This is a genomic window from Silvania confinis, assembly GCF_025564085.1.
Taxonomy (GTDB): domain Bacteria; phylum Pseudomonadota; class Gammaproteobacteria; order Enterobacterales; family Enterobacteriaceae; genus Enterobacter; species Enterobacter confinis.
Window position 1 is genome coordinate 602,973 of record NZ_JAMGZJ010000077.1, and the last position, 12,837, is coordinate 615,809.

The 12,837-nt window shown below is 59.4% G+C and carries 7 protein-coding genes and 1 pseudogene; 4 read left to right on the forward strand and 4 right to left on the reverse strand.

Annotated elements, in window-relative coordinates; all coding sequences use genetic code 11:
• Positions 1–13 precede the first annotated feature (13 nt).
• The 3 genes and pseudogenes from lapD to M8013_RS16865 form a co-directional block, all read right to left on the reverse strand.
• Positions 14–1,960: a cyclic di-GMP receptor LapD gene (gene lapD, locus M8013_RS16855; RefSeq protein ID WP_271268941.1), complete on the reverse strand. Its 1,947-nt coding sequence runs from the start codon at positions 1,958–1,960 to the stop codon at positions 14–16.
• A gap of 8 nt (positions 1,961–1,968) precedes the next feature.
• A complete protein-coding gene (gene lapG, locus M8013_RS16860) occupies positions 1,969–2,646 on the reverse strand; it encodes a cysteine protease LapG (protein WP_271268942.1) in 678 nt (225 codons plus the stop codon).
• Between the two features lie 30 nt (positions 2,647–2,676).
• Positions 2,677–4,308 (reverse strand): annotated as a pseudogene (locus tag M8013_RS16865) (Mur ligase); the annotation flags it as partial.
• A gap of 117 nt (positions 4,309–4,425) precedes the next feature.
• Between M8013_RS16865 and M8013_RS16870 the strand changes: the two are divergent.
• The 3 genes from M8013_RS16870 (at position 4,426) to lpxP (ending at position 9,790) form a co-directional block, all read left to right on the forward strand.
• Positions 4,426–5,319 (forward strand): alpha/beta hydrolase family protein, encoded by an 894-nt coding sequence (locus tag M8013_RS16870; protein WP_271268944.1) that lies wholly within the window; start codon positions 4,426–4,428, stop codon positions 5,317–5,319.
• Between the two features lie 10 nt (positions 5,320–5,329).
• A complete protein-coding gene (locus M8013_RS16875; RefSeq protein ID WP_271268945.1) occupies positions 5,330–8,623 on the forward strand; it encodes a CapA family protein in 3,294 nt (1,097 codons plus the stop codon).
• 246 nt (positions 8,624–8,869) lie between these two features.
• Positions 8,870–9,790 (forward strand): kdo(2)-lipid IV(A) palmitoleoyltransferase, encoded by a 921-nt coding sequence (gene lpxP / locus M8013_RS16880; RefSeq protein WP_271269106.1) that lies wholly within the window; start codon positions 8,870–8,872, stop codon positions 9,788–9,790.
• Here the strand turns inward: lpxP and M8013_RS16885 are convergent.
• Positions 9,787–12,075: an FdhF/YdeP family oxidoreductase gene (locus tag M8013_RS16885; protein ID WP_271268946.1), complete on the reverse strand. Its 2,289-nt coding sequence runs from the start codon at positions 12,073–12,075 to the stop codon at positions 9,787–9,789. The two genes, lpxP and M8013_RS16885, sit on opposite strands and share 4 nt — an antisense overlap.
• A 675-nt stretch (positions 12,076–12,750) precedes the next feature.
• On the opposite strand from M8013_RS16885, the gene ypdK reads away from it, so the two are divergent.
• A complete protein-coding gene (ypdK, locus tag M8013_RS23630) occupies positions 12,751–12,831 on the forward strand; it encodes a membrane protein YpdK (RefSeq protein WP_098946261.1) in 81 nt (26 codons plus the stop codon).
• The last annotated feature ends 6 nt before the right edge of the window (positions 12,832–12,837 follow it).

Consider the following 12,837-nt stretch of genomic DNA (forward strand, 5'->3'; position numbering starts at 1 on the left):
TATTTGTGCGAGGTTAATTTACACCTAAGGTACTGGCATCCGCAAAATAGCGACCCATCGCACCATACAAGCCTATTTTTTCGAGTACCGCCAGTTCACCGGCCGTTTCTACACGTTCGGCAATTAACGGTAAATTAATCTGACGGGTTGCCCAGTAGATAGCCTCAATAAATAGTTTTTTATCTTCTTCGCTATCGATATCGCGAATATAGCTGCCGTCAACCTTAATCCACGCCAGCCCCCACTGCGGTAAATTGCCGATAAGGTGGAAGCGACCACCAAAATGCTGGATCCCCAGACGACAGCCCAGATCTTTCAGTCGGCTGACCAGAATATTGACGCGCTCGGCATCAGGCAGTTCATTTTCGTCCAGCTCCAGCGTCAGACGGGCAGCAAGCTGCGGCACATTTTTCAGCGGTTGCAGCAGCGCATTCAGACTCTGATCGTCGGCCACGCTGGCACCGCTGATGCTCAGCGCCAGCGGTCGGGTGGATTTTGCCATTTCGTTGAGCGTCTGCTGCAGCATCACAATGTCCATTCTCCGGCTCAGATCGAGACGATGGATCCACGGCATAAAGCGTCCGGCAGGCACCAGTTCGCCCTCCGGCGTGCGGATACGGGCGAGGATCTTGTGGTGCAGCACCACGTGGGCGTTATTGCACTGGTACACCGGCTGGGAGAACAGCTCGAAAGCCTCGTGCGTCAGCACCGTATCCAGCCGGGTGTGCCAGCTGTGAAGATCCGCTTCGCTGTCGCTGGCGGAGGGGGTTTCGGGGCTGGCAAAAAAGCGCATCTCGGTTTCGGCCATCGCCAGCGCCTGGTCCGCCTGCATCAGAACCGCCTGCGGCGTATCGCCAACCTGGAACGGTACCAGCGCGAAGTGGGCCACCGGCGAGACGTCGCTCATGCCGGTTTCCGCCAGCGCCTTCAGCTGGGTGCTGAGGGTCTGAGTCAGGTTCTCAATCTCCTGCGGCAGGATCTGCGGGGCGATGATCGCGAACTCTCCGCCGCGCACGCGGGATAAGAAGCCTTCGTTATGGAAGTAATTGCGCTGCAGGCCGGTCAGGATAGTGGCGACGCTGGTCAACAGCTGGTCGGTTTTGGCCCCGCCCAGACGCTGGTTCATCCCAATAAGATCCTGCACCCGCAGCAGCATCAGATGGCCCGAAGCGTTCTCTTCATCGCTGAGGCGCGACTGGAGCTGCATATCAAAGGCTCGGCGGTTGCTCAGGCCGGTCAGGCTGTCGGAATAGGCCTCTTTGCGCAGGGTTTCGCTGCGCTGGGCCTGCTCGCTGAACAGTACCTTAAGCTGGGTGACCATCATGTTGGTGGCTTCTACCACCCGGCGCAGTTCCGGGGTTTTTGGCAGGGCCGGAACGTTCAGGAACTCGCGGCGGCAGATAGCCATTGCCTGGCCGACAATATAGTTGAGCGGTCGCAGCATCCGGCGCAGCAGCAGGGTCACGCCGAGAATAAACAGCAGGCTGCAGCCGGTAAGCCACCAGAAGCTGGCAACCATCCCGTCCCACAGGCGCGCCAGCGCAAACATCGGATGGCTGACCACTTCAACGCGGGCCACCTGGCTCCAGCCGCGCATCACAATGGCGTCGCCTTCCCCCGGGCTCAGGTTCACCAGCCGCACAAACCACTGCGGGACGCGGGTATCCTGCGGCACATCGTTGCGCTCGATAATCGGCTTATTCGTGGTAATGTCGACCACCCGGATGCGATAAAAATACCCGCTATCGAAGATCGAGTTCACCATCAGCTCGGTCATGGTCGGGTCATCGATATGGGTGGTTAACGACAGTCCCAGCGCCGTCGCCGCGTCCTGCGCGTGGGCGCTCAGCTGATTGCGATATTGTTCGCGCGACGTTTCCAGGGTGACGACAAAGTTGCCGCAGAAAATGACGAACGTAAATAAACAGATGCCAATCAGTAGCTGTTTATAAAGAGACATGGTCTTTCCTATTCATTAATTTCAAATCCCTCTGCACGCATTCGGGTGAGAAGATCCTGCCAGCGGGAGAGCCGTTTGCTGTCGCCCACGCGCTTATTGCCGCCGGATTGCGGCAGCCACAACCCTTCGCCGTTAAACGCGTACACCGGCAGCAGGTCAGTACGTTGGGTGGCAGGCAGGATGGTCGTTTTAAGGTTGTCGAGCACCAGCGGAATGGCATCCGGCGTGGCGTACCACGTCACTACCATATGCGCCTGATTCAGCTGCAGCGCTTTAACGTAGGTAATGCGCAACTGGTTGGCGGGAACGCCGAGTTCGCGCAGGGTGAAGTATTTCGCCAGCGCATAATCTTCGCAGTCCCCTGCCCCTTTGCGTAAAAACTCAATCGGCGTGGCCCAGTAATCCTGTTGATTCCAGACGACAATATCATCCCGGAACGCCATCCGATCGTTAAAAAACTGGTTCACCGCGTTCAGCTTCTGCTGGATGGTGCCCTGCGGCGGGTTCTTCAGCAGGGTTGCCCACTCGTCGATCCGCTGCCTGGCCGCCGGCGTGGCCGGACCGTACAGCCGCTCGGTGCGGGTGCTGATGGCGCTGAAATCCCAGCCGGCACCGAGGCCAGTAGAGAAAGCCAGCAGCACCAGCAGCCAGGCGCTCAGCGAAAAAAGTGCGCGTCGGCGGTTCATCCGTCAGCCTGTCCGCTCAAGAAGCCCGCGTTTACGGTACGCCACATAGCCGGAAAGATAGTGCTCAACGTCATCGATCCGCACCCGGTAGCTGTGGTGACGAATAAAGAAACTGCCGACGATGCAGGCCGGATTTTTGAAGAACATCGCCACCTCCGGCCAGAAAAAGCCATTGGCCAGATAACGGGCGCGGGTTTCCAGCGCCAGGTTGAATGTCTCCCGGTCAAAACCGGCCAGCAGCTGCACGTGCGGCGAATCGGCAAGGCGCTCAATCATCCGCGAGGCCGCCATCATTAACTCCAGCAGCGTGGGATAGGTGGTGACGCGATTCTGCACAAAGTCGAGATGGTCGCGCACGTTGTCCAGCCCAAACTGGTAGTAGCGTTCCAGCGGGCGGTACAGGGTCAGCTCGTTTACGCAGTAGCTGAGCCAGTGGTCATGCGCCTGCCAGTGCTTCTGTTCGATAAAGTGATCCATCGCGCGCTCGACCATCGCGAGCCAGCGCGGTTCCTTCGTCAGACCGTACAGGCGCATCAGGGCGAACGCCGCTTCCCCGTCGTAATAGATGATACGGTGCGCCGCCTTCAGGGACAGATCCCCGGCGTTCAGCACGTGGACAAAACCGCCGCTGCCGGGATCCTGCATAAAGCCGATCCCGTTAGCCAGCCGTTCCATCTGTGCGACGTAGCGGCTGTCGCCGGTCAGCTCGCAGTATTTGCTCATCGCCAGGATGCACACTGCATTGCCGCCGAGCTTGATCTCATCCCCGGTATCCACCAGGAAGTCGGCTTCGCTGCCGTCAGGGAGCGCGTAAGTGCGAATAAAGGTGGCGCAGAGATCCGCCAGCGCCCGCTCAATCGCCGCAAAATGCGCAGGCTGTTGGGTCACTTCCCATCCTTCGAGCAGCGCGTAGGTCGAGCTGGCGTGACGCAGGGCGTTATAGGTAGGGATCGCGCGATCAAAGCAGGGGAACCAGCCGTACTGATAGCGCCCGGACGGCGTGACCTGACGGGCCAGATAGTCGGTGGCCGAGGCGATCATCGGCGTAAGCGCGGTCTCCTGCCAGTCCGGCAGCTGGCGGTAGCCGCTGTTACGCCCGGTCGATTCGATGGGCAACACCTGCTCGCCGTCGCAGAACAGCGATCGGGTGGTGAAGCGCCAGATCGTCTGGTCAGGTTGCTCAGGCCAGTTCAGCAGCGCGCCAAAACGACGACGGGAAAAGTGGGCCAGGTTATTGGCGTTGGGCGTGGCGACGCCGTGGTCGCCGTGGTACAGCAGCGCATTAGCGCCAATCTCCTGCTCCAGCATCGCGTAGCGAAACGCCGGATCCAGGCTCAGGCCAAAGCGGAAATAGTTGCGTTTGGTTTGCGCTAAACGGGCTTCCAGTGCATCCCAGCGCAGCGCCTGCACTTTATCGACGAGGTCGACCCGCAGCCAGCAGACCTCCGCCTTGCTCTTTTGCTGCCACTGCGCCAGCACCTGCGTTCCCTGGCTCCAGGCCTGCTCGAAGGTCTCGCCGCAGCAGTGCACAACGTGCGCGCGACTTTTGCCGTCAGAGACGCTAAAAAACAGCACCCATGCCGGGCACGGAGCGGGTTTTGGGGCCAGCGTCAGCGTGTCCAGCTCCGAACGGATCTGCGCAAGAAAGTGGCTGAGCAATATGTGGACTCCTGTTTGCGCCAGAGAAACCCCCTGCCGTAAAATTCCTTAATATATAGTAACATTATGCATCATCAGTTGTGTATTCTGTGCATATATAGGTTTAACCGGGGCGGTGTTGTGAGGCGATGCTGGGCACTTTTCGTTCTGCTGCTGACAGGCCTGGCGGCTCACGCCAACACGCCGCTGCTGTGGAACCAACCGGCCAGCAAGCAAAACTGTCCGCCTGGGGACGATGCCGCATGGGTAGACTACCCTGGCGGTAAGGCCTGCATCCGCTATTTTAGCGCCGGTCGTCTGCAAAACGCCCCCGTGGCGCTGATGGTGTTTAAAGGCGACCGGGTGTCCCTGATTACCCGTCCGCCACAGACCATCCCCGCGAATACCGCCGATGCCCAGCGCCGTCAGGCGCAGGCCATAATGCGCAAGACCGGTCTGCCCACGGTGATTATCGCCCGGCCGGGCACCTACGGCTCGAGCGGCAATCATTATCGCCGCCGCCAGCCGGAAGAATTTCTGGCCCTCAATGCCGCCGTCGACGCCATCAAAGCGCGTTACGGGATCCAGCACCTTATCCTCAGCGGACACAGCGGCGGCGCGACCGCCGCCTCGGCGCTGCTCGCATATGGCCGCCGGGACATTGACTGTGCGGTACTGACCTCCGGCGCATGGGGATTGCTGGAGCGGGCCGAGCGTCTGCGCCAGCAGCGCGGCGAGGCACCTGCCCCCGCGCTGGACGGTACCGGACTGCCCCATCCCTGGGATCCGTTCGATCACCTCGACAGTATTGCCCCCGATCCCCAACGTCTGATCCTGGTGATCGGCAATCCGCAGGATCGCAACACCCCGTTCGACCTGCAGATGCGCTACGCCAGGGCGCTGGGCAATCGGGGTCATCAGGTACAACTGCTCGAACGCCCTGCCGCACCGCCGGAGTATCACGATCTGCTGGGCAATGCGGGCATTAACGCAATTAATCTGTGTCCGCGCCGCGGGCACGCCGCCAGACAGTAAGGACATCGCTATGAGTCACCCCTCGCGCCCGGCAGGCTGGACCGTCGCCGACCTCGAAAAGCTGCCTGGCAGCGTCTGGCACAATCGCCCGGCTGCCGACTGGGTGGCGGGCGATATCGCGATCCTGCACGACAACACGGATGACTCCCGCCCTTGCCTGTTTGTCGCCATCGACCCCGACACCTGGCAGCGCGGTTCCGGCAATACCGGTATTTACGCAGGCTGGAACGATACTCATCTGACGTTATCGCACCATGTCGCCCGCTACTGCGGGGCCATCGTCCAGCGTCACCTGGCGGATCTGCCGCCCGACTTCCCCCAACTGGTGGTGGGCGACAGCTATCAGGCGCTACTGATGCTGGCCGAAGAGGCGCGGCGGCGGCTCAACGGCAAAGTGGTGGCTATCACCGGGACGGTGGGGAAAACCTCGACCAAAGAGATGCTGGACAGGATCCTTTCCAGCGCGATGCCGGTGGTGGCAAGCCGGGGCAACCACAATACCCGCACCGGCGCATCGGTGACGCTGGCGCGGGCGGCCTGCGATCCCGCGGCGGTAGTGATGGAGGTAGCGATCTCCGCCCTGTGGATGCGTAACGGCGGTATTGGTCCGCGCATCAAGCCGCATATCGTTATCATTACCGAAATTGGCATGACCCAGGTGGGCAAGAGCGTGACCTCCCTCGACGACGTGGCGCGCTATAAATCGCGTATCAGCCACGGCCTGATCCCCGGCGGTTACGCTGTCCTGAATCGCGAGATGGCCGGATACGCCACGGTGGCGGCGAATGTTGCACGCGACGGGGCGCGGATTATTAGCTACGGCTTCGACGCCGCCGCCGACGTGCGGATCCTCGACGTTATTCCCGACGAGCGCGGGAGCCACATCACCCTCGCCTTGCGGGATCACACCCTGCGCTACCGGCTGGCGGTTCCCGGTCGGGGCGCGGCGCTCAACTCGGTGGCGTCGCTTGTCGCCGCCGATCTGCTGGGCGTCAGCCTGGCACAAATTATTACCGGCCTCGAAGGCTATCGCGGCGATGGGCAGCATATGGGCATCACCGCGCTGGCGCTGCCGGACGGCGGCTCAGCGACGCTGATTGACGACAGCTACAACGCCGAATACCTGTCGATGCTCAACGCCTTTGGCGTGGCCCAGCACACCGGAGGGCGAGTGATCGCCCTGCTGGGGCGGATCGTTAACCTTGGCGATCAGCACGCGGCGATCCACCGGGCGCTGGCACAACCGCTGCTGGACGCGGGCTGCCAGCGGGCCTTCCTGCACGGCGAGGAGATGGCGGCCCTGCACGCGGCCCTGCCGGACAGCGTGCGTGGTGGGCATTTTTCGACGGCGCAGGCGCTGGTTGATGCTGCGGCCCCGGCCCTGCGTGACGGGGACGTGGTGCTGGTCAAAGGCAGCGTGCGAAACTCCGATTTTAAGCAGGTCGTCGGCCAACTGAAAGCGCGGCTTGCCGCCCCGCCCGCGCTGGCGAAAGGGCAAACGGCGCGCCTGCTGGTTAACCTGTCTACCGGCGAACAGCGGGTGGCCGAACAGATCGGGAGCACCTTTGCTCCTGCTTATCTCAGCCAGCTGCTGCTGGTCTGCTGCTTTGCCGAGCGCCTGCTGAAGAAAAAGATCACCCTCGAGACCCCCATCGCCGTGCGCGGCATTGCTGCGGATATCCTCAAAGGGAACCCGGCAATCGGACTCCAGCGGGGCAGCACCATGCAGCTGAAATCGCTCCTGCAGGGGATGTTAATCCACAATGCCTGCGATGCCGCCATTAACCTTGCGGAACAGCTGGCAGGCAGCTGCGCCTCGGCGCTTACTCTGCTCCGGCAGCTGGCGACTGAACTCAACATGGGCCAGACCCGGATCAATAACGTCTCCGGCCGTGCCCGCCCGGGACAGCGCACGACGCTTGCGGACATCGCCCGGCTGATGGGTTATTTCCACCAGCGTTACCCGCACCTGCTGACGTGGTTTAGCGAGCATGAGGCGGTCATCAGCGAAGGTGTGTACCGCAAAACCAGCAACCTGCACGACAACGGCAGCGCGTGGGGGCAATTCAGCGCCGGACATTGGGGGTTTGCCCTGCAGTGGGTCGACGGCGAGCTGTGGCTGGCCTGCATCGCCGGGGCGGATGACGCCTTCCATCTCGACTATCAGCTTGATGCCCTGCTGGCCGGGTTCGACACCCTCTGCGAACCGGCTGATGCGCGGCAGATCAACTCGCCTGAGGCGACCGTCACCCTGCTGGGCGATACCTATTTTGGCGAGTGGTACACCCGTCAGCGGCAGGCGCGCGGGATCGATGATGCCCTGCAGCGCCACGGCTACGATCACAGCTTCGCGGCTATCGCCCCGCTGCTGCAGGGCAGCGACTTTACCCTCGCCAATTTTGAAGCCGCGCTGACCACCGACCTGAGCGCCAGCCTCGAAGGACGAAAACCCTTCTGCCTGACCGGCTCACCGGTGGCGTCCGTTGCGGCACTCTGCAAACAGGGCATCAACGCGGTGGCGCTCGGCAATAATCACGCCATGGATGCCGGCCTGCCGGGGCTGCACAGCACCCTGGCAGCGTTTCGCGCAGGCGGGATTGCCTGCATCGGTGCCGGGGTAAATGCCGAACAGGCCCAGGCGCCGCTGCTGCTGACGATAGGCGGCCGGCGATATAAGATTTTCAGCGCCTACTGGTATCGCCGCTACATGGAGCAGGAGTGCGCCTTTTATGCCCGCCCACGGCGCGCGGGCGTCGCCTGCCTGAGCGGCGGGCTGGTGGAGCAGCTACGTCGCGAGAAAGCCAGCGCGGATCCGGCAACCACGATTGTCCTTGCCCATTGGGGGCTGGACTATCGCTGGACCACCCCCGGCCAGCGGGCACAGGCCCAGCGCCTGAGCGAGGCCGGTGCGGACCTGATTATCGGCTCCGGGCCCCATATGGCCGGTGACGCAGCCCAACTCGGGCAGTGCCTGGTGGTTTACAGCATTGGCAATGCGGTGTTCAACAGTAACGGCGAGTACCAGACGCGCGGGGTGCCCGCCTGGGGATTTATCGTCCGCCTGCGGCTCGGCGGGTGCGCGCCGCAGATTCAGCTGCTGCCGATCTTTACCGACAACAAACGCACCTTCTGGCAGCCTCGCCCGGTCAGCGAGGAGGAATTTGCCGAACTGCTAACTCAGTTGGCGGCCCAGGGCATGTCGATTGTTAAGGAAGGGGAAACCGGTCCGGGCTGGCGCGCGGTCAGGGTTAACCAGCAGTGCATGCTCAGCCTGGCGCTGGACAGCCGCTTCGGCGCGCGCTAGGGCGGGATATTTAACCCGCCCGGCAGGTATCATTTTTTTGAAACAGGATAATAATTACAGTATTGAAATTACGCGGCAATTGAGGGCGGCTATGCTACATTACGCCGCCCCGCGACAATCCCCTTTTTCAGACAAGGCTACAGGTGACGTAACCGTCTGGAACCATTAGCATAGACGCGAGTCAAAAATCATTACGGCGTATCGCCCGTCTGGCGTTACCTCCACACTCTTCATAAAGGTCGTTTAATCTTGTCTCAATGCAAATTCACCAGCGCACTTTTGCATCCCCGTTACTGGTTTACCTGGTTTGGACTGGGGGTGTTGTGGCTGCTGGTTCAGCTTCCCTATCCGGCCCTGTGCTGGCTGGGTGCGACCCTCGGGAGCCTCTCGCGCCGTTTTTTAAAACGCAGAGAGTCCATTGCGCGCAGAAACCTTGAACTGTGCTTTCCGGCGTTATCAACCCTGGAGCGCGAACGCCTGATTGACGAGAACTTTAAGTCCATCGGCATGGCGCTGCTGGAAACCGGGATGGCCTGGTACTGGCCGGACGCGCGGGTGCGCAAGTGGTTTGAAGTTGAAGGTCTGGAGAATTTACAGCGTGCGCAGGCCAAAAATCGCGGCGTGATGGTGATTGGCGTGCACTTTATGTCGCTGGAGCTTGGCGGTCGCGTGATGGGCCTGTGTCAGCCGATGATGGCCACTTACCGCCCGCACAACAGCCCGCTGATGGAGTGGGTACAGACGCGCGGTCGCATGCGTTCTAACAAAGCGATGATCAGCCGTAATAACCTGCGCGGTCTGGTCGGTGCCCTGAAAAAAGGCGAAGCGGTGTGGTTTGCCCCCGATCAGGATTATGGCCGCAAAGGCAGCAGCTTCGCCCCATTCTTTGCAGTAAAAGACGTCGCCACCACCAACGGAACGTTCGTGATTTCACGCCTGTCTAAAGCCGCGATGCTGACCGTCACCATGATCCGCAAAACGGACAACAGCGGCTATCGCCTGTTTATCTCGCCAGAACTGGAAAATTACCCGCAGGATGAGACCGCCGCAGCGGCCTATATCAACAAGGTGATCGAAAGCGAGATCCTGCGCGCGCCCGAGCAGTATTTGTGGGTGCATCGCCGCTTTAAAACCCGTCCCAACGGCGAAGCCTCCCTCTACCGTTAAGCGTCGTTTACGCCTGCTGATTTAAAGAGCGTCACCGGGACACTCTTATAGGCAGGCGTCAGACTCTCTTCATCCACCGCATCCAGCGACAGCAGCACGTTCGCTTCGGGTAAATACGCCGCAATCGACTTTGTGCCCATCGGCACAATGTGTACCGTCTGGCGATGCATCATCCGCTGATGACACACCTGGCCGCTGTCGTCGAGCGCCGCGATATCCACCACATCCCCCTGTTTAAGCTGGCGCTGGCTGGCCTCTTCCGCGCTGAGGAAAATCACGTCCCGACGTCCGGTCACCCCGCGATAGCGATCGTCCATGCCATAAATGGTGGTGTTGTACTGGTCATGGCTGCGGATGGTGGCCAGAATCAGCTCGTTGCCGGTCAGGCAGTCATCAGCAATGGCTTCTGTCGTACAGACGTGGAAGGTCGCTTTACCAGACGCTGTGCGGTATTCACCGCGCGAGGCCGGGTTATCCAGACGGAAACCGCCGGGCGCTTCGATCCGCGCATTGTATTGATAAAACGCCGGGATCACCGCCTCGATCGCCTGACGAATCAAACGATAATCACCCACCATCTGTTCCCACTTCACCGGGCTGTTCGGCAGCGTGGCGCGTGCCAGACCGGCCACGATGGCCGGTTCGGACATCAGCCAGCGCGACGCGGGTTTGAGGCCTCCGGTGGAGGCATGGACCATGCTCATGGAGTCTTCCACCGTCACCGACTGCACGCCAGAGGACTGGACATCCCGCTCGCTGCGCCCCAGCGCCGGCAGGATCCAACTGTCTTTGCACACCAGCAGGTGCGAGCGGTTAAGTTTGGTCGCCACATGGACCTGCAAATCCAGTTTGCGCATCGCCGGGAAAGTGCGCTGCGGCTCCGGCATTGCCACCGCCAGGTTGCCGCCCATGCAGATCAGGGCGCGCGATTCGCCGCTCTCAATGGCCTTAATGCTCTCAACCGAGGCGCGACCGTGGGCGCGAGGCACGGTGATAGCGAAATACTGCTCGAGACGCAGGTTAAAGTCTTCACTCGGCGCTTCGTTAATGCCGACGCTGCGATCGCCCTGCACGTTCGAGTGGCCGCGTAGCGGGCAGATCCCCGCCCCTTCACGCCCCATATTGCCGCGCATCAGCAGCAGGTTGATCAGCTGCTGGACGTTTTGCGTTCCGTTCCGGTGCTGGGTGATGCCGAGGCCATAGCTGATGATCACCCGCTTATGGCTGGCGTAGATCTCAGCGAAGTAAACCATGGTCTGGCGATCGAGCCCGGCACCGCGTTCGATATCCGCCCACTCAAGGCGATGCAGATCGTCAGCAAGCTCGCGGAACCCGGAGGTGTGGTTGGCGATAAAGTCAGTATCAATCACCCCAGGCTGTTGGGCGTCGAGTTCAAGCAGGGCTTTCATTACCCCACGGAAGAACCAGGCATCCCCCCCAATGCGTATCTGGAAGTAATCCTCAGAGAGTTCAGTGTGCCCGCCGGTGAGCATCTCTTTTGGCGACTGCGGAAAGCTAAAGCGTTCCAGACCTCGTTCACGCATCGGATTCACAGACATGATCCTGCCGCCGCGCTGTGCGACTTCGCGTAGGGTCGCCAGCATCCGCGGGTGGTTGGTACCAGGATTATGTCCGACGCAGATCACCAGATCGGCGGCGTCGAAGTCGCTGATTTCGACGGTGCCTTTACCGATGCCAATCGACGATCCGAGTCCGGTGCCGGTTGGGCTATGGCACATATTGGAACAGTCAGGGAAATTATTGCTGCCGTATTCGCGGGCATACAGTTGATATAAAAAAGCCGCTTCATTCGAGGTGCGCCCGGAGGTATAAAATTCAACCTGCTCTGGGGCCAGGCCACGCATGATGCCGCCTATTTCCGCGAACGCGTGTTCCCATTCAACCGGCTGGAAAGTGTCGGTAATAATGTCGTATTTCATGGGCTGCGTGAGTCGGCCCTGATTTTCCAGCGCGTAGTCACTCCAACCCAATAATGTTTGTACCGTATGGTGGGCAAAAAATTCCGCTGAGGCTTTTTTGTGAGTTGTTTCCCATGAAACGGCCTTAACGCCATTTTCGCACAGCTCCATAGGTGAACGATGTTCTGGATCGGGCCAGGCACATCCGGGGCAGTCAAATCCTTTATCCTGATTCATTTTGAACAGCGCGATAGTGTCGCGCAGAGGAGACTTTTGGCTCACTACGTAAGATGCACAGGCTTTAACTGCGCCCCAGCCGCCTGCGGCGCCCTCATAATGGTCCAGACCCTGAATGTTATTTTTCATTTAATTGCCATCGATAAACACGTTAAATTCTATACCTGGAAATTCATCTCAGAATTAACTGTATAGAGGTAGCAACCACCCTCTAAATATAAGGATGACGTAACTAACAGGAGGTATTATTTTAAATAAACAACGACATTCTCAATTGAATTGCGCGATGTAATGACTAAAGTGGGTATATTTATAATACCAATAAGGTAGATCGTGATTTATTTGTAGTCATAGCCTATAGACCAGCAATTAACTGGCAACCGCAACTTACAATATTTAAGGATGTAAATTCAACTACCAGTTTATTTAAATATATTAATCGCCAACAGTGACAGTATTAAAATCGTGTAAAACCTTCTTGTTACAGGGGGGGTGACTGCCGGGTAATCACCCTGTTTTATCGTTAGCCGGCTATGTTGCTCAGGGCCAATTTATTACCGAATGAAATTAAACTGTCGCCGTTCCACGACAGTGCTAAGTAACGGAAAACGTTTAAAAAAACCACGCTTGTCACTCCTCATTTTTAGGCGTACATTAGCGCCGTCTGGCAATCTAAACGCACAGAATTCCGAGCTGGAGTTGAGGCTAAAACGGGAAAGTTCTCATTTCTGCCCTGGCTTGACTTCACCTCTCTATACTCAGTTGGACTCTGAAATTAATGCGTATCATGAGATGCGCGGAGCGATGAACGTGAAATATTTCTTTATGGGTTTTTCTGTAATTGTTTTCGCCTGGGTCGGTACTTTTGCCCTGATGATGAACTGAGCAAAG